Here is a 26,027-nt window from a genome sequence, read left to right on the forward strand (position 1 = left end):
ATATACGTCTAACGATACGTTGTGATTTTTTTCTAAAATCACGAAAATAATTGACGAGATATCATGCATCTCTATTTCGCTTGGCTTTTGTTCAGTTTTCAAAGAACTCGTCCATCGCCGTTTTCCTCAGCGACATTTAATATCTTAACACAATAATCCGTTCCGCGCAACACTTTTTTGAAAAAGTTTTTTGCGCATTCACCAGCGAATCAACTAATCAATCGCGGCGACAATTAATAATATATCACAAATAAAAATTCTACGCAACACTTAATTTCGAGATGTTTTTTTGTGACTAGATTTAATAATTTATCATAATTCGACAAGTAGGTCAACAAAAATTTAAATTCATTAAATAACTATCCCCCATCTACAACAATTTAAACATAATACTCTCTAAACTTAAGTAAATGAACAATACCTAACAACTTGTCAGTCATCCCCACACCCACACTTTCATTCTAAAAAACTCCACAACACCCTTAACCATTCCAAAATATGAACACACTATAAACATAAAAAATTCGGTTCAACTCAAAATCCACTCAGCTAACCGACCATTTTTGCATGAATTTTACTTTCCCTTTTTGTAAACACGTGAGAAAATCATCTATAGACTATTAATATAGAAGGGAAAGGGTACCTTTGAGACTTTTAACCGTCCTGCTCATATCATTTGTTGTATCGGTCATTATAACCGCTACTTTTTCAATTATCCATTACACACCTTTATCACAAAGAGATCCGAACACGTATTATTTTTCTTTTTTCGAAAGTTTCATTTTTACGTCTCTGTTCTTCGTGCCCTTTTGTCTCATAGCAGGTATCGTCTCATTCTTCATTTACTTAATGGTAGAAAAAGTCCAACGACTCTCTCCTTTTGTTAAGAAAGCAGTTAGTTTAGTAATAGGCGTTGGGATAACTTTACTTGCGTTTTTTATCTACATTTCCGTGTCCAACAGCGAAACCAATGATATTTATTTAATACCCGAAGGATACGAGGGTGAGGTTTATGCATTTTATAACGTTAGAGGAGCCCCGAAAGTGGAGAAAGAGGGCAAATATTCTCTTCATCCAATCAACGAAGAAGGGTATTTTGTCACTTCTACAAATGATTTGGATTACGGAACCGTAACTGATCAATATTATTATGTAGATGATCAAGGTAACCGAACACCCATAGAGAATTCTTGCGTCAATGTTTTTGGTACAGGTAGCTTCTCCAACCATGGTGAAGATCACGTTACCTCTATTTCATACACAGGCTTTGAGTTAACAAAAAGTCATTGTGGAGAAGAATTTATGTTAAATGGAGATGGGCGAGATCACCACAGTACCCTTGAAAGACTAAGCAAATTAATTTTCAAGGAATACTATGACTTTGATTGGCATTAGAACCGAACACCCTTCCTGTTACAGGAGCGGGCGTTCTTGTTGTTATCCTATTTCAGTACCATGGAGTGTCGGTCGATTCGTAAAAAAGCAAGACTGATCTTAACGAGACTTCAACCGCAAATCCTAGGTATACGCGACCAGCCATTTTCGGAGCCCATTGATACCCGAGTAACTACCTGTCATCTCGGAAACTATGTAGCATAGCTCAGGGAGATATCCCTAAAGCTTATGTTAAAGTAGTAATATACAAAAAATTGAAAGTTCATGTTAAACGGAGGTAATGACTTGAATTTGCTTCATTTAATTCTTGTGTTCTTGATGATAGCTGGCTTATCCCTTTCTGTTTACGGATTTCAAAAAAAATCTCAAATAATCATGTTAATTGGTGGGATAGTTTTTTTGGTCCGCTATTTTACTTTATGGGCTGGACTTCCTTTTTACCTTTTGTTTCAGTGATTGCATTAGGAATTTCATTTCTAGGTAGAAAAAAGACCACATCCACTTAAATAAGCCGCTGAATTAAGGGAACTCTCACCTTCTTCAGCGGCTTTTATATTTGACCGAACCACACCTTTTCTTGCGTGATTCAAACCTTTTTTCTCAACTTACTCTAATGTTAAAACGACTCGACCATTAATGTCGCCTTTTTCCATACGTTCAAAAACGTCATTAATCTTTTCTAATGGTTGTGTTTCAATAATTGTTTTCACTTGTCCTTCTGACGCAAATTGAAGCGCTTCTTGTAAGTCTTTTCTTGTTCCTACAATAGAACCAATTACTTTAATTCCGCCAAGCACGGTATCAAAAATAGGAATTGGCATTTCTTCAGGTGGCAATCCAACTAACACGCAAGTTCCACCTCGACGAACAGATTGAAAGGCTGATTGGAATGCCGGCTTCGATACAGCAGTTACTACAGTACCATGTACACCACCAACTTTTTCTTTTATAAAGACAGCTGGGTCTTGATCTTTCGGATTCACGACAAGATCGGCACCAAGTTCTTTCGCAAGTTCCAGCTTATCATTCCCTAAATCAACCGCAACGACATGAAGCCCCATTGCTTTCGCATATTGCACCGCAACATGCCCTAAACCTCCAACACCGTAAATCGCAACCCACTCACCTGGTTTAGCGTCGGTTACTTTCAATGCTTTATACGTTGTGACACCGGCACAAAAAATCGGCGCAGCTTCCTCATAGCTTAAATTAGCTGGTACTTTTACGACATAATTAGCATCCGCTTTGCAGTATTCTGCATATCCTCCATCAACAGAATAACCAGAGTTTTGTTGAGTTTCACAAAGTGTTTCTTGCCCCGTTAAGCAGTATTCACAATGTCCGCAAGCTGAGTATAACCAAGGAATCCCTACCCGATCTCCTACTTGCAGGTGAGCAACCCCAGTACCCACTTCCTCAATCACGCCAACCCCTTCATGACCTGGGATTAATGGAAGTTTCGGTTTCACTGGCCAGTCTCCATGTGCAGCATGTAAGTCTGTATGGCAGACTCCGCAAGCCTTAATGCGAACTAGAACTTCCCCATGTGTTAAAACTGGTTTTTCAACATCCTTTACTTCGAGTGTTTGTTTAAACTCATTTACAACAGCTGCTTTCATCGCTCATCTCTCCTTATGAACAAGTACATGTCTTACACTTTGATCATACTGCTAAGAGCGAGCAACAACTGTGACTTTGATCACAATAACAAACTAAAATTTTCCTTTTTTAAAAGAAGATGGGGATATCAGTAATATTAAAGAGGATAGACTTGTTGATTGTGAGTTTGCTTCCTAGATTCAGGTCGAGTTTTATCCCAATCAACAGCAATTGTTCATCCAAGTGGACACCCGTTCCGCTATTACATCAAAAATGAGCTTATTAAAAGGTTGGGCGGACACAGAATCCGCTATTCACTGAAAAACTCTATTCTAACAGCCTCAAAACATGAAATAGCGGAACCACAGTCCGCGAACACCCCGAAATCGCTGTTTTTGTCACAGATAACGGAACCTAAGTCCACTAGAGCAAACTGGGTCAAGGAACCTGTCCGAGGGCACTGAAAAAGGTCGACTTTCACCTTTTTTAGTGCCCTCGAAGGAATGCGCGAAGCCGTTGCAGTCTTTTGAAAAAGCTTGGTATGAGTGGGTTTCTCATACCAAGCGCGCAACGTGCGGAGCCATTCCTACTTATATAAAAGTCACTGAAAAAGGTTGGTTTTTACCTTTTTCAGTGGCCTCAACCTGTCCCCATGACCCACCTATAGTCTTACATTGCCAATTCCATTTTGGATATCAATCTTCGTATTATAGTCAATGGACAAGGCTTGAATTTCTTTTAATGCCTCTTCACTTTCTGTAAGCCTGGGCCATCCCCTTTTATAGCGGGGTAAACCAAAGCCAAGATCAATTGGGAACAGTGATAAATGAGTCAATTGACCATTTTCCATCTCCCAATAGGGAATAACTGAATGCCACACTTTTTTATTTGTTCCAAGTCCTTTTGTATTATGAGCACTTCGAACGTCTAGAGCATCTGCTACATTTCCATTTTTCATTCCGTACTGTTCATAGAAATCATGAGGCAACGAGGCTACCGTATCATTTTGAAAAATGAAATTTCCAAGACTATAAAAGATAGGACGTTTCTTGTAAATCTCAATACCTCTTAAAATGTGCGGACCATGACCAATTATTGCATGGGCGCCTTCATCAATGCATCGTTTTGAAAACTCCTCCAAAAAGTCAGGAGCTTTTTCCTTTCGTTCTCCATCCATCTCATGACAATGAATACTAACCACTACGTAATCAGCTTGTCGGCTTGCTTCATGTATCGCGGAAATGATTCGGTTCATATCTAACATATGAGGACGTCTGATCATCCCTTCATTTTCACTCTCTTTAAAGGAATAAGAACCAAAATGGAAAGAGTCACCTTTTAATGCAAAGCCTTCTTTAATCGCTAAGTTCGTTTCTGCGTTTATGTTTGTCACTTTTGCAATTTCAGTCAGTTGCTGCAAACGATTTTTGTTTACGTAGTATGTTGTATCAAATCGTAGTGGATTAATTCCAGGTCTACCTCGTAAATCCTCTCTTTGTTTTCCTGCTCTCCAAAAGTCATGAAAGGTAGATGTCGCTCCAATTAGAGCCACTCTTCCATTAGGACATTCTATATACTTTGGAGCAGCGGCAGCGTGTAAATTCTTTCCCACCCCTGCATGGACAAAACCCCTATCATTTAAGTTCTTTTCTGTTGCTTCTAGACCTCCATACAAATAATCAAGTGTATGATTATTGCACCAGGTTAGACAGTTAAAGGCATAGCTTTGTAAATCCTCAAGAGTGGTAGGTGACGCTACTGCCCACGTCCCACCACTAAGCGCTCCAGGGTACCCTTCAAAATCATGGACTGTCACTTCTAAATTTGTGAAACGAAATTCGGCTTTTTTAATAAGGTCGACTAACGGGCTATCCTTAGCTTTATTGGCTTTTCTCCTTGTAATAAAACTATCTCCAGTTGCGATAAAACTAAGTTTCTGGTTCATTGTCATTCTCCTTCATTAAAAGGACACACGTGTTGGCCAATTGGTTTTTCTAGAATTTCACCATGAAGCATGACAATGTTGCCACGAACAATCGTAGCCGTTGGTTTTCCCTTTAGATGAAATCCATCAAAAGCTGTCACTTTGCTTTTGCTGTGCAAATCACTTCGTTTCAAAGTGTACTCTAGATCCTTGTCAACAATTGTCAGGTCAGCGTCTTTCCCAACCTGAATTGAACCTTTTTGCTTGTCGATTCCGAATAGTTTTGCAGGGCTTTCAGATAGCAAAAAAGCTAAATCTACTAACTCTATCTTCCCCTTATTCACCGCATCAAGCATTAGGGGGACTAACGTTTCCACACCGCACATCCCAGCTGGTATCGACCACAAGTCCCCTTCTTTTTCTTCTTCTGTATGAGGAGCATGATCTGAGCAAACGAGAGAGAGTGTCCGATCTTTAATTCCTTCCCATAGCGCATCTTGGTCTTTCTTCCTTTTCACAAGCGGATACACTTTCATACTAGTACCAATTCTTTCATAATCCTCATTTGTTAAAAAAAGATAATGAGGACATGTTTCAGCTGTAATGTGATAGCCTTCTTTTTGAGCTTGACGAATCAACGCAACACCTTCAGCTGTGCTCACATGTAAAATATGCAAGCGTGCTCCTGTCTTTTTCGCCATGGCAATCCCCGTTTGAATTGTCAATTCCTCTGCTAGGTTAGGCCTACTATTAAGAAAATCTTCGTAAGAGCGTCCTGCTGACTGTTTGGCTTTCTTAGTAAATTGTTGGATTATATCATGATTTTCTGCATGGATCGCCAGTATGTTACCCGTTTTTGAGACTTCAGAAAAAATATCAAATACTTCACCATCATTTAAAGGCGGGATTACCTCTTCCATGTTATCTTCATAGTGATACATGAGCTGATACGATTTCGCATGTATGGCATATCCCCAGAAAAACTTGAAACCAATCACTCCTGCTTCATGCAATCCTTGTAATTCATGTAAATTCACAGGACCGAGCGAAATTCCCCAAACTCCGAAATCAACCCATGCTTTGCTTTTTAAATGATCTACTTGACTATAATAATTTGAAGCATGATTAATCGGTGGATTTGTGTTAGGCATTTCAAAAACAGTTGTAACCCCACCTGCAGCTGCTGCCTTAGTAGAGTAATAGAAGTCCTCTTTATGTGTTGCACCTGGATCCCTAGAATGAATATGCGTATCAATAAATCCCGAAAAAACATACTGACCGCTTGCATCAATTACTTTTTTTGTTTCTCCCATTAATGGTTCGCTAGTAATTGCGACTATTTTTCCATCCTTAATGTAAACAGAGCCTTTATACAGATCTGCATTGGATACGATCGTTCCGTTCTTCACAACCAAATCCCATTCCAATTGATTCATTCCTTTCTAGCTATTGCATGTGATAAGACGAGATCTTTCAAAACCGCAACCCCTTGAACAATATCTTCAACTTTCGTAAACTCATCTGGATGATGACTTAATCCATGAACCGATGGAACAAAAAGCAATGCAGTAGGCCAACATTTTGCCATATTCATCGCATCGTGACCAGCACCACTCGGCATAAACATCGAGGAAATCTTGCGTCTTTCACATATAGACTGAACGTTTTTTGCGATGATTTCATCCATTTGGATTGGGTCTTCATCCGTTTTCCAATTTAGTAGAACCTCAACCTTTCGTTTGGCTTCTACTTCTTTAATAGCCTCTTCCAACATGGCCAGGACACGACCGCGTGATTTTCTACTAATGCTACGAATATCAACTTTGAGATTTGTTTTTCCAGGAATTACGTTTATCGCTCCCGGTTGGACGTCCACTACTCCAACCGTGGCAACTGTATCAAACCGCTTTTCTGTTTTGGCCGCTTCTTCAAGAGCAAGGCTTAACTCGGCTGCAGCTAGAAACGAATCTCTTCGATGCTCCATTGTAGTAGTCCCAGAATGCGAACTTTTTCCCACGACCGTTAACGACAATCGTATAGGAGCTGCAATTCCAGTAACAATGCCAATTGTTTTATCCTCTTCGATCAAACGACATCCTTGTTCAATGTGCAACTCGAAGAAAACTTTTAATTCTGACTTTTTTCTTTTTGCTTGTTCGATTTCTTGAAAGTTGAGAGACCTTTCGTGAAAAACTTCAACAATGGACTGGTTGTTCTTATCCTTTAATAAACCAACATACTCTTTATCTAGTTCACCAATCATCGCTCTACTCCCAATCATCGCTACATGAAAGCGAGCAGATTCTTCACATGCAAAAATGATTAGTTCGACCGGGTGTAGGGTTTCAATTTGTCTTTCCTCTAGCTGTTGCAATACTTCAATACCTGCGACAACTCCCACTACACCATCATATTTACCGCCGTTATACACAGTATCTAAATGTGAGCCTATTGCTACAGCTGGTAATGAATCATCTAAGCCAGACCGTCTAATGATCACATTACCCGCTTGATCTACTCTCACACTGAACCCACTTTTTTTACAAACCGTCATAATGTACTCTTGAGCAGCCTTTTCTTCTGCTGAATAGGCCAATCTAAACATGCCACTTTTCGTAGCGCCAAATTGATTAATATCATCTAACGTTTTTTTCACTCTCTTGCTGTTCAGCCTTCCCACCCTCATTCATCCTAAGTTTCAGTTTGATTATCGCGGTTATGGCTCTTCTATTACACTACTTAGATGGCATTACGTTTGATTTGCCTGTGTCTGTTTGTTAACTAGATTGTATACCTTTGTTGCCGCAATCGTATCCATGTACGCAATTCCAACTGATTTATAAATCGTGATATCTTCTTTTCCAACCCGTCCCGCTTTTTTTCCGACTACTAATTCAGCCACTTCTCCTTTTACATCCTCCCAAGACCATAGCCCGCTATCTATCGGTTGTATTAAATCACCAGCTTCATGCTTTGCTCCCTCAATTGTATCAACCCAAACTTGGTCCGCTCTTTGTAACGTATCAAAACCAAACTCTTCTAAGTCGGGGCGATATGCTCCAATTGCGTTAATATGCACACCTAAACGCAACACATCCGCATCAAATAATGCTTCATTGGACTTCGTACTCAAACAAAGAACATCCGCGTTTGCCGCAGCTTCATTTGCACTTTCACAAATGTAGACATCTCCCTTCCACCTATATTTCGATTCAATTTCTTCTTTAAAGGCAAGAGACTTTTCAAGCGAACGATTCCATAAAAACACTTTCGTAATGGGACGGACGCTACAAACGGCTTCAAATTGACCACGAGCTTGAGCACCACAGCCTAGGATTGACAACGATGTTGCATCTTTATTAGCCAAATACTCCGTCGCTACCCCAGCAGCTGCGCCCGTCCGTAGTACAGTTAATCCACTCGCTTCAATTGTCGCAAGGTGACGACCGTGATTCGTTTCTGTTAACAAGATGATTCCTTGCAATGTTGGTAAACCTGCCTCTTTATTATTCGGAAAGATGCTTACTACTTTTACTGTTTCATATTCTAGTCCTTCAATGTAAGATGGCATATACAATGTATTAGCATTTGGAAGCGCATGCTCAATAATGGTCCGAACGGGGGCTTTTGTCTTGTTTTCCATATACAAGCGAAAAGCTTCTTTCATGTCACCAATGCATTGCTCCATTGAATACACCGCTTGGATTTGTTCGTGAGAAATTGTCAGCATAGGATCCCCCTTTTCTTTTGAGCCCAACGTCTATAATTGTCCTTGTTTCATAAATTCATAGGCATTTGTTATACGAAAATGCTCTTTTGTTACTTTCTCGGTCGTTTCTGTTGCAAAACGTTGACACTGATCGACGATATCCTCTTCATTCACTGTGAGGTACTTTCCGTTTTCATAAAGGGTTTGACCATTAACCAGGACGCGACAAACCTCATGACCGCGTGCAGAATAGACTAAGTTCGGAACATGATTACGCATCGGAGATTTTATGACAGGCTGCATCGTTTTTGCCGTTAAATCAACAAATACAATATCTGCTTTTTTCCCCACTTCAAGGGAACCGATCTCATCTCCTAGTCCGACTGCTTTCGCTCCTTCAACAGTTGCCATCCGTAGAACTTTCCATGCTGGCAATACTTCAGGGTTTTTGTATTTAATTTTATTAAATAAAGCCGTTAACTTCATTTCATTGATCATTTGATTGCAATTGTTACCCGTTGATTGATCTGAACCTAAACCAACGTTTCCGCCAGCCTCTAAAAATGAACAAGCCGGTGGAACTTCTCCACGGATAATGCCGATCGCACCAGAACAAACAACCATAGAAGCTTCACGCTCCACTAATAATTCTACTTCTTCTTTTGTGGCATCAGTTAAGTGAACAGCTATAAGAGAATCGTCCAAATACCCAATCTCATCTAAAAAAGCAATGGATCGCTTGTTGTACCTGCCAACCATTTGTTTTGTTTCTCTTGCTGCTTGAGCCACATGCATATGAATCTTCAGTTGTTTTTCATTTGCAATATTTTTCACTTTTTTCATTAAATCAACGCTTAAAAAATCAGGTCCTTGTGGGCCTAGTGTAGCTGTAATACGGTTGTCATCATACCCATGCCACCGATCTACCAGCTCTAAATTTTCGTGAAGTGTTTTTTCTCCAATAGCAGGTTCAAATGGATATAGGTCATCTTCTTGTAACGTATCTAATACGTCTGGAACTTCCTTAATAAAACAAGTTAAGCGAGCCCTTGCTCCCAATTGCTTGTAAAACTGTGCAATATCAAGGATCGGAGTTGAATAATCACAAAAAGTAGTCGTCCCCGCCGCTAACCCTTCTAATATATTCATTTTGCTACCTGCTAATCGATTTTCATCTGTTAAATAGCGTCGAAAAGGGCCTACTCCTTTATGCATCCACATACTCGTATCTTGTGCAACTCCCCTTAAAATGCCCCAATATGAATGAAGGTGCGCATCGACAAAACCTGGTAAGACCATCTTGTTAGTCGCATCTATTCTTTCTTCTGCTGTATATTCCTTTTGCAGCTGATCCGTTGGACCGACTGCTACAATTTTTCCTGCATCGATGGCTACAGCTCCGTTATCGATATAACCGACGCCTTTTCCTTGCATTGTAAATAAATCAGCATGAACGATTAATGTATCAATTTTCATCGTGTTCCCTCCTTCTCCACTATGAATCGTATAAATAACAAGCTACAGAATGTTGACTTGTTACGTTCTTTTTAACTGGTGCAACTGTTTTACAAATTTCCATTACATATGGACATCGCGTATGAAAAACACAACCTTTAGGTGGGTTTAATGGCGATGGAATTTCTCCTTTTAATTGAATACGCTCTCTCGCTCGTTTTGGGTTTGCAACCGGAATGGAACTTATTAAAGCTTTCGTATATGGATGCTTAGGGTTACTAAATAATTCATCTGTTTGAGCTTCTTCTACTAAATTGCCTAGATACATCACACCAATTCGATCTGAAATATGACGCACAACACTGAGATCGTGTGCAATAAATAAATAGGTTAAATGAAATTGATCTTTCACATCTTCTAATAAGTTAATGATTTGTGACTGAATGGAAACATCTAATGCTGACACCGGCTCATCACAAATAATTAATTTCGGGTTAACAGCTAACGCACGAGCCAACCCAATGCGCTGACGTTGCCCCCCAGAAAATTCATGAGGGAACCGGTAATAATGGTCCATCGAAAAGCCAACTTTATTCAAAAGTTCCATGGTCATTTCCGTTCGCTCTCTTTGATTTTGTCCGATATTGTGAATAGCCATAGGCTCTTCTATCGCTTTTCCTACTCGCTTTCTTGGATTTAATGAGGAATATGGATCTTGAAAAACCATCTGCATATCTTTACGAACTGCTTGCATTTCTCTGTTTGAAAACTTAAATAAATCTCTTCCTTGGAATACCCCTTCCCCGCTCGTTGGGTCTGTAAGGCGCAAGATCGTTCGTCCTGTCGTACTCTTCCCACAGCCTGACTCTCCAACTAATCCATAGACTTCTCCTTCATACAAGGTAAAGGAAATGTTATGAACGGCTTTTACAAATTGTTTCTTGCGTCCGAGAATGGAACGAACAGGGAAATACTTTTTCAATTCACGGACTTGCAATAGTGGTTCCATTTCACTTGGACTCTCGTTAACCAACATGGCTTTCTCCCTCCTTTTCCTTAATTTTGTTATAATGCCAGCATTTTATTTGATGAGTACTAGAGTATGATTCTAGTACTGGTTCTTGTTCACATGTTTGGTCTGCATAGTCACACCTCGAAGCAAACCGACATCCTTTAGCAACTTGATGAAGACTAGGAACCTTTCCTTCTATAACATACAATTTCTTTGAGCGATCCCCATCAAGCTGTGGAATTGACTTCATCAATCCTTTTGTATAAGGATGTAACGGATTCTCAAAAAGGGAATGAACATCTGCTTCTTCTATCACTTGCCCTAAATACATGACCACCACCCGTGAGCATACTTCTGCTACTACTCCAAGGTCATGGGTGATCATGATGATTCCCATATTGTACTTTTTCTTTAAATCATTCATTAAATCTAGTATTTGCGATTGAATCGTCACATCCAACGCTGTTGTTGTTCATCTGCTATTAACAACCCAGGATTACAGGAGAGAGCAATAGCTGTCATGACTCTTTGCCTCAGCCCACCTGATAATTGATGAGGATAATCATGAATACGTTTTTCTGCAGCCGGAACCCCCGTAAGCTTTAGCATCGTTATAGCTTGCTCATACGCTTCCCTCTTTGATCGTTTTTGATGAAGCCTGATTGCCTCTACAATTTGATCGCCTATAGTATAAACAGGATTTAGAGAACTCATTGGGTCCTGAAAAATCATCGAAATCTCGTTTCCTCTAATTTTTCGCATCTCTTTTTCAGAAAGCTCTAGTAAGTTTCTTCCTTTATAATTAATTTGACCTTCATACTTGGTTGTCTTTTCATTTAGTAGTCTTTGAATTGATTCTGCCGTGACACTTTTCCCACATCCTGATTCTCCCACAATGCCTAAAGTCTCACCTTTTTGCACAACAAAGGAAATTCCGTCTACCGCCGTAACGTCCCCTTTTTCAGTAGCGAATTTCGTTTTTTAAATTTTTCACCTCTAATAATGGTTGTTCAGACATATGCTTCGCTCCTTCATGTCGATTTTTTCGGTTATCGTCTTTACTTAAATCGATTTGAATGAGGATCGAGGAAGTCTCTTAAACCATCTCCAAATAGATTTAAAGCTAGCACGATCATAATAATCGCTCCTCCCGGAAATACAGTCATCCACCAAGCAGTTGTAATCACATTCTTCCCATCATATAAAATGTTTCCTAGACTTGGGTGAGGAGCTGGAATCCCTGCTCCTAAGAAACTAAGCATCGCTTCGATAACTAACGAGATGGCAAAAATAAATGTAGCTTGAATGATAAGAGGAGACGTTGTATTTGGAGCAATATGCAACCAAATAATTCTCCAAGAGCTAGCTCCCATTGATTTTAATGCTTCAATATACGTTTGTTCCCTTACGACAATTGCGGATGAACGTACCACACGAGCAATAAGAGGAAAAAAGACAATCGATAATGCAATAATGACATTTTCCATTCTTGGTCCCATAGCAGCCACTAACGCAATCGCTAGAAGAACTGAGGGAAATGACATTAGTCCATCACAAATTCTCATTAATATATGATCTAGAAATCGATAGTAAGAAGCATATAATCCAACAATGGTTCCAATCACTCCCGATAGAAGAGTGACAGTAAATCCAACTAACATTGACGCTTGGATACCATATATAACACGGGCAAATACATCTCTTCCAAACGTATCTGTTCCAAAATAATGATCTGCACTTGGAGCTGTAGCCGGTTTGCAGGATTCATTTCAAATGGCGTATATGAAACAAGTAGCGGACTTAATAAAGAGATCACAACTGAGATCAAGATAATAATACTGCCTGTAACAGCCATCTTATTCGACAAGATTCTTCGGATCATGACCTGTCTACGTTCTTTTTTTAAGTTTGCCTTTACTTCACTTAACTCTTCTGTTGTTGGGTCCATCACTCTGCCTTTTGCTATTTCAGCCATAAGAACTCCCTCCTTACTTTCGATTTAGTCGAACTCTCGGATCTACTACTCCATATAACAAATCAACAACTAGATTGATAAGCACATATCCTGCTGCAATTAATAATACGGTTCCCTGTATTAAAGCAAAATCGCGACGTTCAATAGAATTAACGATCAATTGGCCAATTCCAGGTACATTGAAAACAAATTCAACCACGACCGCCCCAGCTAAAAGCGTTGTAAATGTTTGTCCGATCACTTCTAAAATCGTTACAAAGGCATTTCGCAAAGCATGCTTGTATACGACAATTGCTTGACTCACCCTTTTGAACGGGCTGTTTTAATAAAGTTTTGCGTTAGTGTATCAAGCATGGATGAACGTGTCATTCTCGTTATAATGGCTGATTGCATAAATCCTAGTGCAAAGGCAGGAAGAAGTAAGTATTTCAGATGTTCGATTAACCCAGCTGACAATGGTTGATAACCAGCGACCGGCAATAATCCTAAGTGAACAGATACAAATAAAATCAAAAACAAGCCTAATAAAAAACTTGGTACGGAAATCCCTAACAAAGCTATGCTCATAATAGCTTGATCTACAAACGTACCTCTTTTCACTGCAGCTAGAACCCCCAAGGGAATAGCAATCGCTATAGCAATGATTTGAGCGAAGATGGCTAATGAAAATGTAGGACCTAAATGAGAGATGAATACGTCAAGAACTGGTTTCTGTAAAAAGACCGAATTTCCTAAATCACCCCGTATTACACCTGTTAACCATTGTACAAATTGTTGTGGCAATGGAAGGTTAAGCCCGAGCTCCTCCCTGAGTTCATGAACTCGTTCGGGAGAAGCTTCAGAACCTAACATAACAGTTGCAGGATCTCCGGGGGTTAAATGAATAATGGAAAAGATAACTATTGCAACCACTAATAAAACCGGAATGATTGCTAGTAGTCGATTTAATGTATATTTGATCATATTAACCACCCTTTGTTGTTAATCTATTCTTCTACTGATACATTCCATAGAATCATACCGTTGCTAAAGAAGTCATATCCGTTAATACTTGTATTCGTTGCATTAAAGAGTTGTCGATTACTCGGTTTAATAACTGGAACATACTCATAAAATGCAGCTTGGAGGTCGGCTGCTAGAGCTGTCGCTTCCTCTTGATTGCTTGCAGTTTGGATACCGTCCAACAAATCTTGTATTTCCTCACTATCCGTCCATCCTGCCCAAGTAGGGTTATAGAATAGGTACGTGGTTGGAATGGACTCTGTTGCTAAATCAACAATGAAAATATCCCAGTTACTTGGATCATTACGATATTCCAGAATTGTAGCAAATTCATACGTTTCAAGTTTCACATTCATTCCGAGCCCTTCTAGCTGAGCCTGTAAACCAATGGCTGTGTTATGATGAGTTTGAATATTACTCGCAATAATCGTTATCTCCTCACCGTTATATCCTGCTTCTTCCAATAATTGTGCTGCCTTTTCAGGATCATTTTGGTTATATAGCTCTGCTCCGGCATCACTGTACCAGTTCACTTGTTCTTGTAAACTAAGAGAATGATTCATGTCAAAGAAGCGTTCATCCGAGTACGTTCCTAATGACAAAGCCACCTTATCTAACCCTGCTAAAATGGCTTGTCTTGCTGTCTGATTGCTAAAAAACCCTTCTTCTTTGTTAAATACAATAAAGTCCGTTCCACCTTCATGAATATGCGTTTCCACATTGGCATCAGCTTCTAACTGATCAAAGTTATCATAAGGCAGCCCACGTCCAATGTGGTACTCTCCTGTAACCATACTTGATACCCGAGTCGAGTCATCACTTACAAAGTCGATTTCGATGTTGCTGACAAGAGCTTCTTTTTTACCTGCAAGGCCATCAGCTGCATCTGTCAATGACTGGTAATCATCAAACTTTGCTAAATGAAGGTACTGGTCAGATACATACTCTGAAACCTTAAATGGTCCTGTTCCAATATACTCTTCCACTGCACCTGATCCTGCGCCTCCCACAATTTCTTCAGGCATAATGGCTGCAAATTGAGCAGGTAGCGCTAAAATATTAAACGTAACAAAATTGGAATCTTCTAATGTTAAGACAACCGTATAATCATCTACTGCCTCAAATTCACCTGGACCCAAAACTCGCGTTGCAGTTGCGTTTAACTCTTTCCAACGATTCATCGATGCGACAACATCAGCTGAAGTCATTTCTTTTCCATTATGGAAAGTGACTCCTTCTCTTAAATGAAAAGTAAAGGTTTTCTGGTCATCACTAACATCCCATGATTCGGCCAACACTGGCTGTGGCTCAAAATTGCTATCAAAAGCAACGAGCGATTCAAAAACTGGACGTGCTAGCTCCATCGTCATGGTTGACCCAGTAATATGTGGATCAAGAGCAGGAGGGATACTTTGTAGCGCCACTTTTAAAGTTGCATCTTCATTAACCGTTGCTTCTTCATTATTTTCATCCGTGACCGACTCCGCCTCATCTGTTCCTGTATCATCCGTAGAATCTACTTCACCTGAGCTACATGCAAACAAACCTATCGATAACACTACTAACAAAAGAAACAAATGAATTCTTTTTACCATCGTTTCCCCTCCTAATTCTCTCGTTTTTATTGTCTTCACCATTTCAGATTTAACTTTTTTTGACAGCTGGTATAGATAGAAAAATCTACCACCTCCTTCCACCTTTTAATACAAACCTCTTATAACTTCCCTTCTTTCATAAACTCAGCTCCTTTCGTGATCTTAAATTTCTCTTCACTCACTTCGTTCGTTAATTTCGTTGCAAGTTCTTGACAATCTTGTAAAATTTCTTGTTCATTGACAGTCAAAAATTCACCGTTTTCATATAATGTTTTTCCATCTACCATTACTTTGCATACTTCATGCCCTCTTGCTGAATAAACCAAATTAGGTACATGATTGCGCATCGGTGTTTTAATGACTGGCTGCATCGTTTTGGCTGATAGATCAATAAATACAATGTCCGCCTTTTTCCCTTCTTCTAACGACCCGACTTCCTCTCCTAAACCAATAGCTTGAGCTCCTTCAATCGTAGCCATGCGCAATACCTTCCAAGCCGGCATGACCTCAGGATCTTTGTATTTAATTTTGTTAAATAACGCTGTGAGTTTCATTTCGTTTATCATCTGATTGCAGTTGTTTCCTGGAGCTTGATCTGAGCCAAGAGCCGCTTTCCCACCAGCTTCTAAAAACGGCATAACAGGTGGTACTTCACCGCGAATAATTCCAATGCTTCCTGAACACAGAACCATTGATACGCCTCTTTTCACAAGAAGACGAGCTTCTTCATCTGTTGCATCTGTAATATGAACAGCCAAAAGGGAGTCATCCAAATATCCGATTTCATCTAAAAATGGAATCGAGCGTTTCCCGTACCTGCCAACCATTTGCTTTGTTTCTCGGGCGGCTTGCGCTACATGCATATGAATCATGACATTTTTTTCAGTTGCTTTTTCTTTTACTTTTTTTAAGCATTCAAGGCTCATAAAATCTGGTCCTTGAGGTCCTAACAAAGCAGTAATACGGTTGTTTTCCTTACCATGCCACCGGTCGACCAACTCTAGGTTTTCATTTAATGTTCTTTCACCAATAGCAGGATCAAATGGATACAGATCATCTTCTTGAAGTTTGTCTAAAACTTCTGGAACTTCTCGAATGAAACCAGTTAGTCTGGCTCTTGCACCTAATGTTTGAAAAAACTGAGCGATTTCATTGATTGGCGTAGAGTAATCGCCAAAAGTTGTTGTTCCTGCGGCCAATGCTTCTAAAATGTTCATCTTGCTTCCAGCTAAACGATAGACATCATTCATAAAAGGATTGTAAGGACCAATCCCTTTGTGCATCCATAAACTTGTGTCTTGCGCCAGTCCTCTTAAAATACCTAAAGAGGTATGCATATGAGCATCCACGAACCCAGGAATGACCATTTTATTTGTCGCATCCACAGTCTCTTCAGCTGAATACTCTTTTAACAATTCATCCGAAGGTCCAACAGCAACAATTTTCCCCGCATCAATAGCTACAGCACCATCCTCAACATATCCAACACCGTCTCCTTGCATCGTAAATAAGTCTGCATGAATTATGAGAGTATCAATCTTCGACATCATTCCAACTCCTTATTTTTATTCCAATCTTGCCTTCTCAAAAAATTGACCCATCACCCCTTTCAATAATTTTTTTCAGAAGATTCGGAATAGAAAGATTATAATTTAGGTACGTTTTTCATTCTTATTTGCTTGCTAATAACAAAATCGTTTGTAACATAACATTTGCACCAGCTTCAATGTCGTCCCAATTCGTGCATTCTTCAGGATGATGACTAATTCCATTTATACTTGGAACAAAGATCATTCCCACATTGGTTACTTTCGTTAAAGAATTGGCATCGTGGTTAGCACCACTAACGATCCGTTGATATGGTAAAGCCAAAGCCTTGCAGCTTTCCTCAATAGAATTCTGAACGAATGCTGATAACTGACTCGGTTTCTTTTCAACCTCTACTGTTACAACAGCCTGAAGCTGCTCTTCAACGAAAGAGCGAATCTCTTTTTCAAACCGTTGAAGGTCGATCCAGTCTCCACTTCTTGCTTCAATTATTAGCTCGACCTGTCCAGGAACGACATTTGCTGAATTCGGATAAACGGTTAGCTTGCCAACGGTTGCTACAAACTTCTTGCCTCTTTCCTTTGCGATTCTATTTACTTCTAAAATCAATGAAGCTGCGTCTACTAGAGCATCTTGCCGAACTTCCATCGGTGTCGTACCAGAATGACTCGCTCTTCCTTTTACACTTACATGCAACCTCATTATTCCTGCAATAGCTGTCACAATCCCAACTTGATTATGGTTCTTCTCTAAAATCGTTCCTTGTTCAATGTGCAACTCCAGAAAAGACTTCCATCGTTTAGGAGCAGCTTGAGCGGATGTAATCCTTTCTTTTGTAAAGTGAAGTGATTTCAGCTTGGAATCGAATTCTTCAGTAAACAAGATCTGCCCTGCTACAGCTCGACTTCCAAAAGTTCCTCCTAACACATTAGCTTCTTCAGCAATAAAACAAATAAGCCCTAAAGGAAGATGCCCTCCTCCATTTTCCAAAATCGATTGCAGGCATTCTAACCCAACAACAACTCCGAGAGAACCGTCAAGGAACCCTCCATTTTTCACTGTGTCTAAATGAGATCCAAACCCAACTACGCTTTCTTTCTTCGTTCCCGCTCTTCCGAACACATTACCGACTGAGTCACATTCTACGTCAACATTTAAATCGATCAACTTTTGTTTTAACCAATGCAGAGCCATTTTCTCCTCTTGTGAAAAAGCTAACCTCGTGTATCCTTCGCTTCCTGCATTAGCAAGTTCGTTCACTTCTCGTAAATTACTTTTTAACCTGGTCATATTAACTCGTAAACTCTGCATGTGAATCCTCCATCGTAATCTGTTTAACCCAATCTGAAAACGAAGGGAGTGAATCTAACTTCATTGTTATCTGTTCAAGCTCTTGTATTTTTTCCTCAGAAACAAATGCACGTAACATATGGCGATATTTTTCTCTTAACTTCTGTTTTGGTAGAGGGTAGATGTATCCTCCCTGCGCTTCTTCTACATAAGCTTCAATAGATGATTGATCTGAATATATAACTCTTACTAAAGCGGGACGTCTTCTCGGCAAAGCGTTTGTCATCGTAGGATTTTCTTTCACAACTACTTTTGCAGCAAGTGAAAGAACCGATGGATTTCGCATTACACAATCTTGAAAACAATCAAACAAGTTTTCTCGATGAAACAATACAGAAAGCAAATAAGGGATCGAAAATTTCGCTTGTAAATAGGTTTTTGGCTTTGATTCTTTTAATCTGGCTGCTAATTGATAGGTTTCAACTTCAATGACATGAATCCCCTTTACATCTATGTCGTTTTCGTTTAACAACTGTGTAGCCGCATCTAGTGCTGAGTGTGTAAATCGACAAGCTGGATACAATTTGAAATAATTTTTTTCTAGTAAAAATGGTTGACTCAAGTCGCTAAGAAAAAGAGTGTCATCCATATTTTCTGATAGAATGTGACTCCAGACATGTTCTACAACATGTAAGCTGCTTTTAAATCCTGCTTTTTCATACTCAACTATGTTCATTGCTTGTTCACAAGCAATCCCAGTATAGAGATTTCGCACCGTCATCCCTGTTACAGCCGATTCCCATGAAGTGGCTAGCGGAAGGGTAGATGCTAACAACACCGCTTCTATGATTTCTTGTTCCGTTTTTCTTTGTAAAATCGCAGAAGCGACCACGCCCCCGACGATCCCCCATGTTCCATGAGGATGCATCTCGTCTTTCATTTTACTTGCATATCCTAAACGCGCTACTACTTCATACCCTATTAAAAATGCTCGAATAAATTCTTTTCCACTTACATTCTCACTAATAGAAACGTTGTAAGCTACCGCAAAAACATGTGCCGCTGGGTGCCCTTTTGCAAATTGATTGCCCTCGTCAAGTTCATTGCTGACCGTTGCTGTTCCGTGTAGCTGCATTAGAAGGGGATGCAAAACGATTCGTACCGATTATCGGAATCGAATGATGTTCTTCTTTTTGACCATGGCTTCTTGCTTGAAGCAACCTTTTATTTTCTTCATTGTTCAACCCATTCCAAGTAGCTGCTAACGTATCGAAAATCACCCATTTCGTCCGATCTAAAGCATTAAGTGAAATGGAATTCCATTTGATCTGTAATAGCATTTGAATCATTTCTTGGAAATGCTTAATCGACATGTCAACCTCCTAACTCATTACATTGCTTTCTATCGCCGAACCTGGAACAAATTGGCCGTAACCTGGATCAACGGTTATTTCCTCTCCATCAAATACGACTTTTCCACGAACAATCGTATGCGTAATTTTGCCATTCAACGTTCTCCCATTAAATGGAGAGAATTTTGATTTAGAGCGAAATCGTTTGACGTCAATTTTAACTGTTTGGTGTGGATCAATAATCATGAAATCAGCATCATAACCTGCCTTTATTTTCCCTTTATTCTTTATTTGAAAGGTTTCAGCTGGATGCCGTGCCATCACTTTGGCAAATTGAATTGGCGTCATCTTTTGTGCAGCAACCGTACCGTCATACATGATAGGAGCCAAAAGTTCTACACCAGGAAGACCAGATTGAGATAAAAAAATGTTCTCTCTCCCTTTATCTTTTTGTTCTTTTTTCCAAGGTGCATGGTCTGAAGATACGAAGTCAATTTTTCCTTCTTCTAGATACTGCCACATTTGTTCTACATCTTTAGATTCTCTTAGTGGTGGGTTAATTTTAGCGAGCGGTCCAAATTCATCTAGGTGATTGGTATTCAATAGCAAGTAGGGGAAACAGGTTTCAGCTGTTACATTTGTGCCTTGTGACTTGAAATAATCGATTAACTCAATTGTTCTGGGGTGACTTACATGGACAATGTGCAATTTTGCCTTTGTCCAATATGCAAATTCTAATAATTTCAACGTTGAGCTCGTTTCTGTGACAGGGGGTCTCGTTTCTGCATGAGCTCGAGGATATACTTTGTTCTTTCTTTGGTACTCTTCAATGTAATCTAATATTAATTCATCATTTTCACTATGAAAGGCTACGACTAGGTTTACATCTCTTAAAATGTTCATTGACTTTATAATTTCTGAGTCAGGAATTTTGGGAAAACGGTATTCATCTGTTTCAAAAGTGGACATTTTAAAGGCCATTGCACCAGCTTGTGCCATCGGGACAATTTGATCTGTTCCATTCCGCTTTGAAATAGTCCCCATAAGCCAACATCCACAACCGCTTCTTTTTCAAGTTTTTCAATTTTTTTATTTAATTGATCTACATGATTTATGGGATTAGGCAAGTCGTAAGGCATATCCAAAAAAGTTGTTACCCCGCCAGCTGCAGCGGCAGCACTAGTGCTATAAAATCCTTCTTCTGGATTGCTAAAACAATGAACATGCACGTCGATCGCTCCTGGAAACACATATGATTGGTGGGCATCAATTCTTTCCCGTCCAACAAAATTCCCGATCCCTTCACATATATCAATGATTTTTCCTTTATTGATTCCAATCTCTCCATATATTACAGTCTCTTCACCTACAATTCGGCCGGACACAACTAAGTCAAATGTACTCATCGCTTCACCTCAACCTGGTAAATTTTTTTGAATGACTTTCGCAGCAGTTAGGAGTTCCTTAACAATATGATCTTTATTTTTACTCATCAGACGATCTCTAGGTCCCGCTATACTTAGAGCTGCGATAGCCTTTCCTGTTACATCACGAATCGGTACGCCATACGCAAATACCCCAATATCAACCTCTTCATCCGTTGCCACGTACCCTTTATTGCGTATCTCTTCTAAATCTCTTTTAAAAACCTCAATATCGGTTACCGTCTTTTCAGTACACTTTGACAAGCCATTTTTTTTGATTAATTCCTCAACAATGTCAATAGGTGTAAAGGCAACAAGAGCTTTAGAAGAAGCACCCGCATGAAAAGGTAGGACCTTTCCTTGTCTTGAAGAAACTTTAATTGGCTGCTCTGGTGTGACAGTTTCAAGACAGATCACATTCTCACCTGAAAGAATCGTTAAGATCGTCGTTTCATTAATGAGATTCGTCAGCCTTCTCATCTCAGGCAAAGCTACCTCTGATATAGAAAGGTCCATTCTGACAATCGTGGCAAACTCCAATAGTTTATAACCCAATTGATAAATGCCTTCTTTTTTTTCCATCACATAACCATTACCTTTAAGTATTCGGACATGTCTATAGGCGGTACTTGTTGGAATTCCCACCAACGAAGCCATCTCTGGCACAGTCAATTCTCGCTTATCTGCTTTGAATAAATCTAGGATTTCAAGAGTCTTTTCCGCACTCATCTTCTTCCTGCCTCTCATCTTGTCAGCCATGATTCGATATCACTAAGATCAATTATCATATTTTGATAATTGATTATCAGTTATCAATTTATGGTAATTATACGTCGTCCTCCAACGTTTTAATAGACCTTTATGAAATTTTCTAAAAAAAGACTGAGAGGTTTTTTGACATTTTTCCTTTCATTACATTTCAAATCTTATCAATAAAAAGATCGATGTGATTCAATTGACTGAAGATCATCCTACTTTCTTTGGAATCGATCTAGTATTTCAGAATGTGTTATTAGTATGAATTGTAGCTAGATTCAGCCAGATTGTTTGTTTGAAGAGAGAAAATATCACAAAGTAAATTTAGACAGGCAAAAGCCAATTGCAAAATTGCAATTGCTTTTGCCTTATTTACGGTTATTTTGGAGTTCAATTTCACCATTTTTACTTAAAACTATTTACATAAACAACAGAAAGAATCGGCGTTTTTTTACACTGTTTTTCAGATTACATATTTATTTCTTTTATCATTAACGGAACGAGAGTCCACTAGAGCAAACTGGGTCAAGGAACCTGTCCCCATGACCCACCTGTTATAAATCTAGAGAGAGGCGAACCATATCCCTACATTGTATGCCATTCTCGAAAATCTCTTCTTGGTAGTGTCTAATGAAAAAATCTATATCAACACTCGTCATTCTAAACCCACATTTTTGATAAAGAGCAAGTTGTCCTATGCTTGAATTTCCCGTACCCACTTCCATTGTTTTGTACCCTTTTCCTCTTGCTGTTTGAATTGCATTCATGACTAACTGTTTTCCTATCCCTCTACCATGATGCGTTTCCACAACAGCAACGTTCACCAGTTCCACAGTTTCAGGTCTTGTAGGAAGCAGTACATAAACACCTATAACCTGATTAGCTTTTTCAGCAATATAACATTCTCCCCTTTTTAAATATTCCTCAACAATACGTTGAGAAGGGTCCGCTAGCATCAAAACATCCATAGGTTCGGTTTCATCTTTAGTTAATAATCGAATATCCATATTGCTCTCCTTATTAGGTAGTTAGCCAATGAAAAAAAGCGCTGTTCCTAAGTAGCACTTCCACTCAATAAGCTACTTAATGGAATGATGCAAAATTGACTGTAGTTCGGTTAAATCATTAATTACTAGATCAGCTTGGGATAGTTCTTCTTCTTTTGCAAAGTCAAAGTTACACCCAATTGAAAGTAAACCATTATCTTTAGCTGCATTTATATCAGATAGGCGATCCCCAACTACCGCTCCATTCGTGATGCCGTATTTTTTTATAATACTTTGAACTAAGTCCGACTTATTCAAAGTATTAATTTGTTGGATGCTAAATGTCTCTGTAACCCAAAGATCCAAATGATAATAACTTACAATCGCTTTTAAATATTCCGATAACCCATTGCTTGCGATATATACGGAACAATTTTTTTCTTTCAAATAACTAAGAACTTCTTTCACATTTGGATACAAAGCCCCTTTTCCACTTTGTATATTTTCAATAAGTCTTTCTAAAAAGTAAGCATCGGTTTGTTCTCTTTCATTAACGGAATGATTAGGTAACAGGGTCTCCCACACTTTAGGTAAAGGTATACCCATAATGTCACGGTACTTACCAATGGGGGTAACGGAATCCCATTGATTCTGTGAACGTAAATGGTTAAACGTATCTTCAAGAGATAATTCTAAAATTTTATCTGTTTGAAAAAGGGTTCCATCCATATCAAAAATTAGTGATTGAATCATTTTTCTCTCCCTTACAATGTATTCATTCCTTGTATCGTTTAGCAAATTAACGCAGTCCTCTTAAACTACCTGTTTGGTTCACTTAATATATCATGTATTGCTTCAGCCAGAAATTCAACTGTTCGATTTGCTTCTTCCATTGAATTTTCAATCCCTCCAACTTCGATTAACACTGACTGTCCAAATAAATCTTGATTGTAAGTGCTATCGAAATAAGAATCTCTTTCCTCCACACCTCTAGATACCCCAGGAAACTTTTCCTCTAACCGTTCATGTAAAAGCATTGCAAACCTTAAATTTTCCGCGTAGTTATCATGGTTTGTACTTACAGTAAACAGTAATTTTGCTACCTCTTGATTATTAATTGTAGTAGTTGTAACTATTCTAGGCTTTGTATCTCTATGAATATCAAAAAACATTCTTAAACTATTGTGAGTACCAAGGGCTTGTTGAATGTTTTCCCCAGATATTTCATAAGCTTGCTGAAACTCTAATTTTTGTTTTTCGAGAATCTCCATAACATCAGTGGTATCATGCATATTTTTTATATTGTATCCCTCTAATTGTTCACTTAAGTGTTTTCCAACTTTTGTAATGTTCAATTCATCATCGAATGCCATTCTAACGTCATCGACTTGTAAGTCAGGTAAAAATGATTCCGTATTATGAGTATGGTAAATATAACCTGCGGGTTATCACTATTTAAAACAGAAGTTCCTTCATTCAAACTACCGAAGTTAAATACCAACATACTGAAAATGATTGTAGAAAAAAGTAGAGCAAAAGCAGGTAAAAATAATTTATTTTTGTTTCTTTTAGAAAACCGCTTTACCAGCGTTTCCTCTAACTCTCGAACGAACTCATCACGAGGAGTAAGTTTGAGTGTTCTTGCTTCAGCTGCTCTATAATATTAGACTCTTCTTTTTTATTCATTTTCTATTAACCACCTTCCATTACTCTCTGTTTCATCCGTCTCAAGATGGGTTTTTAAGTTGTTTTAAAGCGCGGTGATAAGTTACCTTTACCTTTGATTCTGACCACCCCATAATATCCGCTGTTTCTTTGATTGAAAAGTCGTTCACAGCACGTAAGAGAATGACCATTCTGTATTCACTTTTTAAACCCTTAACAGTGCTAAAGATATCTCCAACTTGTTCTTTTATCTCTATTACATCTTCAGTAGATTTTTGTTTGGAAGGTAGCATTTTTAACAGAACTTCATTAAAAATAAGTTTTCTTTTCGCTTTACGAGAATAATCAATAGCTACATTTCTTGCAATTGAAAATAACCATGTTTTCACATTAGACTTTCGTTTAAAATTTGAAAATGATTTAAAAGAACGAATAAAAACTTCTTGAGTTAAATCTTCTGCCTCATCTTGAGTCTTTGTAAAAGAAACGATAAACCGATAGACATCTTTGTAATGTAATTGATAAATTTCACGAATTTCTTCTTCTTTATTTGTTTCTCCTCTCAAAACTTCGCCTCCTTTTTAAGTATCTAATCATTAGTCGTTTTTAGATAAAAAAGGTTACAGAATTTGATTCATTCTAATCAATCATTTCTATTAAATATCTAAGTTCTCTTTAGAGCAAGAAAAAAAATCGATGCTCGCTAGCATCGATTTAAAAAAGTCAGTTGCTGTACTATGTTAAGTAAGACTCTTCTTTCTTCCCTTTTGCAGATCGCACACCCGGCTTGGCAACGTCCTGCCTCACTATTTCTCTTCTATGGGGAAGGAAGGTAGCCTTTCAATGAAGTAGAAAAGAAGCTTCGGATGAAATGTCTTACAGAGCATATTATTATTTTAAGAAGCTATTCTTGTTAGCATTTCGTGGGGTGTTACCGAAGAGAAAAGGGTTCACTCATAGGCGGACAAGATGCTTTCTCGAAGATGATCTGTTCCTCTAGAACAGCGCTCTTCAGTGCCTTGAACGGATTGTTTATGCGCACTAAAAAAGCACAACCCATTGGGTTGTGCTTTATCTGCCTGGCAACGTCCTGGCTCGCTATTTCTCTTCTACGAGGATGGTAACCACGTAGCCTTTCTCTGAAGTAATCCATGTAGTCTTACGAAGAGAAACAGCTCGTCTCACAGGGGGACATGATGTTTTTTCAAGATGTATCTCACGATGTTACCATCGGCTTATTCGAAGAAGATGCTGCCCCTCCGGACCAGAGCTCTTCAGCGCCTTTGAGCTTGTTGTTTATGCATATAAAAAAACACAACCCAATGGGTTGTGTTTTATCT

22 protein-coding genes and 2 pseudogenes are annotated in these 26,027 nt (G+C 38.9%); 1 reads left to right on the plus strand and 23 read right to left on the minus strand.

Going from position 1 to position 26,027, the window contains the following annotated elements; all coding sequences use genetic code 11:
- Positions 1–849 precede the first annotated feature (849 nt).
- Positions 850–1,395, plus strand: a complete 546-nt coding sequence (locus tag JCM9140_RS25270) for a DUF6843 domain-containing protein (RefSeq protein WP_052002332.1) — start codon at positions 850–852, stop codon at positions 1,393–1,395.
- 605 nt (positions 1,396–2,000) lie between these two features.
- Here JCM9140_RS25270 and adhP read toward each other — a convergent pair.
- The 23 genes and pseudogenes from adhP to JCM9140_RS16620 form a co-directional block, all read right to left on the minus strand.
- Complete coding sequence (gene adhP, locus JCM9140_RS16515) at positions 2,001–3,014, minus strand: alcohol dehydrogenase AdhP (protein ID WP_034749020.1); 1,014 nt, start codon at positions 3,012–3,014, stop codon at positions 2,001–2,003.
- 641 nt (positions 3,015–3,655) lie between these two features.
- A complete protein-coding gene (locus JCM9140_RS16520) occupies positions 3,656–4,939 on the minus strand; it encodes a CapA family protein (protein WP_034749022.1) in 1,284 nt (427 codons plus the stop codon).
- 2 nt (positions 4,940–4,941) lie between these two features.
- Entirely contained in the window at positions 4,942–6,345 is a 1,404-nt protein-coding gene (allB, locus tag JCM9140_RS16525) for an allantoinase AllB (RefSeq protein WP_034749025.1), read from the minus strand.
- Between the two features lie 5 nt (positions 6,346–6,350).
- Entirely contained in the window at positions 6,351–7,598 is a 1,248-nt protein-coding gene (locus tag JCM9140_RS16530; RefSeq protein WP_052002333.1) for a Zn-dependent hydrolase, read from the minus strand.
- 69 nt (positions 7,599–7,667) lie between these two features.
- Entirely contained in the window at positions 7,668–8,648 is a 981-nt protein-coding gene (locus JCM9140_RS16535; RefSeq protein ID WP_034749030.1) for an ornithine cyclodeaminase family protein, read from the minus strand.
- Between the two features lie 30 nt (positions 8,649–8,678).
- Complete coding sequence (locus JCM9140_RS16540) at positions 8,679–10,103, minus strand: amidohydrolase family protein (protein ID WP_034749033.1); 1,425 nt, start codon at positions 10,101–10,103, stop codon at positions 8,679–8,681.
- Between the two features lie 19 nt (positions 10,104–10,122).
- A complete protein-coding gene (locus JCM9140_RS16545; RefSeq protein WP_034749036.1) occupies positions 10,123–11,118 on the minus strand; it encodes an ABC transporter ATP-binding protein in 996 nt (331 codons plus the stop codon).
- Positions 11,108–12,112: pseudogene (locus JCM9140_RS16550) on the minus strand (ABC transporter ATP-binding protein). Before JCM9140_RS16550 ends, JCM9140_RS16545 begins: the two are co-directional and overlap by 11 nt.
- A 40-nt stretch (positions 12,113–12,152) precedes the next feature.
- Complete coding sequence (locus tag JCM9140_RS16555; protein ID WP_369384442.1) at positions 12,153–12,755, minus strand: ABC transporter permease; 603 nt, start codon at positions 12,753–12,755, stop codon at positions 12,153–12,155.
- A complete protein-coding gene (locus JCM9140_RS25275) occupies positions 12,749–13,069 on the minus strand; it encodes a hypothetical protein (RefSeq protein WP_369384443.1) in 321 nt (106 codons plus the stop codon). The genes JCM9140_RS16555 and JCM9140_RS25275 overlap by 7 nt, the downstream gene beginning before the upstream one ends.
- Positions 13,070–13,082: 13 nt before the next feature.
- Positions 13,083–14,032, minus strand: a pseudogene (locus JCM9140_RS16560) (ABC transporter permease).
- Between the two features lie 23 nt (positions 14,033–14,055).
- Positions 14,056–15,666: an ABC transporter substrate-binding protein gene (locus JCM9140_RS16565; RefSeq protein ID WP_034749062.1), complete on the minus strand. Its 1,611-nt coding sequence runs from the start codon at positions 15,664–15,666 to the stop codon at positions 14,056–14,058.
- A 119-nt stretch (positions 15,667–15,785) separates the two neighbouring features.
- On the minus strand, positions 15,786–17,213 hold the full coding sequence (locus JCM9140_RS16570) for an amidohydrolase family protein (protein WP_034749039.1): 1,428 nt from the start codon (positions 17,211–17,213) through the stop codon (positions 15,786–15,788).
- Between the two features lie 124 nt (positions 17,214–17,337).
- Positions 17,338–18,525, minus strand: a complete 1,188-nt coding sequence (locus JCM9140_RS16575) for a Zn-dependent hydrolase (protein ID WP_034749042.1) — start codon at positions 18,523–18,525, stop codon at positions 17,338–17,340.
- Positions 18,506–19,639, minus strand: a complete 1,134-nt coding sequence (locus JCM9140_RS16580) for an MmgE/PrpD family protein (RefSeq protein ID WP_034749045.1) — start codon at positions 19,637–19,639, stop codon at positions 18,506–18,508. The genes JCM9140_RS16575 and JCM9140_RS16580 overlap by 20 nt, the downstream gene beginning before the upstream one ends.
- Positions 19,605–19,877, minus strand: coding sequence for an MmgE/PrpD family protein (locus tag JCM9140_RS16585; RefSeq protein ID WP_034749048.1), 273 nt, complete (start codon positions 19,875–19,877; stop codon positions 19,605–19,607). Before JCM9140_RS16585 ends, JCM9140_RS16580 begins: the two co-directional genes overlap by 35 nt.
- A 9-nt stretch (positions 19,878–19,886) precedes the next feature.
- On the minus strand, positions 19,887–20,855 hold the full coding sequence (locus tag JCM9140_RS16590; protein ID WP_369384444.1) for a dihydroorotase: 969 nt from the start codon (positions 20,853–20,855) through the stop codon (positions 19,887–19,889).
- Positions 20,765–21,262: an amidohydrolase family protein gene (locus JCM9140_RS24965; RefSeq protein ID WP_034749054.1), complete on the minus strand. Its 498-nt coding sequence runs from the start codon at positions 21,260–21,262 to the stop codon at positions 20,765–20,767. Before JCM9140_RS24965 ends, JCM9140_RS16590 begins: the two co-directional genes overlap by 91 nt.
- A 9-nt stretch (positions 21,263–21,271) precedes the next feature.
- Positions 21,272–22,009 (minus strand): IclR family transcriptional regulator, encoded by a 738-nt coding sequence (locus JCM9140_RS16600; RefSeq protein WP_034749056.1) that lies wholly within the window; start codon positions 22,007–22,009, stop codon positions 21,272–21,274.
- A 581-nt stretch (positions 22,010–22,590) separates the two neighbouring features.
- Positions 22,591–23,043, minus strand: coding sequence for a GNAT family N-acetyltransferase (locus JCM9140_RS16605; RefSeq protein WP_034749058.1), 453 nt, complete (start codon positions 23,041–23,043; stop codon positions 22,591–22,593).
- 72 nt (positions 23,044–23,115) lie between these two features.
- Positions 23,116–23,775, minus strand: coding sequence for an HAD hydrolase-like protein (locus tag JCM9140_RS16610; protein ID WP_034749059.1), 660 nt, complete (start codon positions 23,773–23,775; stop codon positions 23,116–23,118).
- A gap of 65 nt (positions 23,776–23,840) precedes the next feature.
- Entirely contained in the window at positions 23,841–24,455 is a 615-nt protein-coding gene (gene spoIIP, locus JCM9140_RS16615) for a stage II sporulation protein P (protein ID WP_081727740.1), read from the minus strand.
- A gap of 294 nt (positions 24,456–24,749) precedes the next feature.
- Positions 24,750–25,253, minus strand: coding sequence for an RNA polymerase sigma factor (locus JCM9140_RS16620; RefSeq protein WP_052002336.1), 504 nt, complete (start codon positions 25,251–25,253; stop codon positions 24,750–24,752).
- Positions 25,254–26,027 lie beyond the last annotated feature (774 nt).

Origin of the sequence: Halalkalibacter wakoensis JCM 9140 (assembly GCF_000513095.1) — a bacterium.
In the GTDB taxonomy this organism is placed as follows: domain Bacteria; phylum Bacillota; class Bacilli; order Bacillales; family Bacillaceae_D; genus Halalkalibacter; species Halalkalibacter wakoensis.

Bases quoted from the DNA above. Each gene is read 5' to 3' on its own strand.
- JCM9140_RS25270 (WP_052002332.1), top strand. From the start codon at position 850: ATGGTAGAAAAAGTCCAACGACTCTCTCCTTTTGTTAAGAAAGCAGTT.
- adhP (WP_034749020.1), bottom strand. From the start codon at position 3,014: ATGAAAGCAGCTGTTGTAAATGAGTTTAAACAAACACTCGAAGTAAAG.
- JCM9140_RS16520 (WP_034749022.1), bottom strand. From the start codon at position 4,939: ATGAACCAGAAACTTAGTTTTATCGCAACTGGAGATAGTTTTATTACA.
- JCM9140_RS16535 (WP_034749030.1), bottom strand. From the start codon at position 8,648: ATGCTGACAATTTCTCACGAACAAATCCAAGCGGTGTATTCAATGGAG.
- JCM9140_RS16540 (WP_034749033.1), bottom strand. From the start codon at position 10,103: ATGAAAATTGATACATTAATCGTTCATGCTGATTTATTTACAATGCAA.
- JCM9140_RS16545 (WP_034749036.1), bottom strand. From the start codon at position 11,118: ATGTTGGTTAACGAGAGTCCAAGTGAAATGGAACCACTATTGCAAGTC.
- JCM9140_RS16555 (WP_369384442.1), bottom strand. From the start codon at position 12,755: ATGTTAGTTGGATTTACTGTCACTCTTCTATCGGGAGTGATTGGAACC.
- JCM9140_RS25275 (WP_369384443.1), bottom strand. From the start codon at position 13,069: ATGGCTGAAATAGCAAAAGGCAGAGTGATGGACCCAACAACAGAAGAG.
- JCM9140_RS16565 (WP_034749062.1), bottom strand. From the start codon at position 15,666: ATGGTAAAAAGAATTCATTTGTTTCTTTTGTTAGTAGTGTTATCGATA.
- JCM9140_RS16570 (WP_034749039.1), bottom strand. From the start codon at position 17,213: ATGTCGAAGATTGATACTCTCATAATTCATGCAGACTTATTTACGATG.
- JCM9140_RS16575 (WP_034749042.1), bottom strand. From the start codon at position 18,525: ATGCAGAGTTTACGAGTTAATATGACCAGGTTAAAAAGTAATTTACGA.
- JCM9140_RS16580 (WP_034749045.1), bottom strand. From the start codon at position 19,639: ATGCAGCTACACGGAACAGCAACGGTCAGCAATGAACTTGACGAGGGC.
- JCM9140_RS16585 (WP_034749048.1), bottom strand. From the start codon at position 19,877: ATGTCGATTAAGCATTTCCAAGAAATGATTCAAATGCTATTACAGATC.
- JCM9140_RS16590 (WP_369384444.1), bottom strand. From the start codon at position 20,855: ATGGCACAAGCTGGTGCAATGGCCTTTAAAATGTCCACTTTTGAAACA.
- JCM9140_RS24965 (WP_034749054.1), bottom strand. From the start codon at position 21,262: ATGAGTACATTTGACTTAGTTGTGTCCGGCCGAATTGTAGGTGAAGAG.
- JCM9140_RS16600 (WP_034749056.1), bottom strand. From the start codon at position 22,009: ATGAGTGCGGAAAAGACTCTTGAAATCCTAGATTTATTCAAAGCAGAT.
- JCM9140_RS16605 (WP_034749058.1), bottom strand. From the start codon at position 23,043: ATGGATATTCGATTATTAACTAAAGATGAAACCGAACCTATGGATGTT.
- JCM9140_RS16610 (WP_034749059.1), bottom strand. From the start codon at position 23,775: ATGATTCAATCACTAATTTTTGATATGGATGGAACCCTTTTTCAAACA.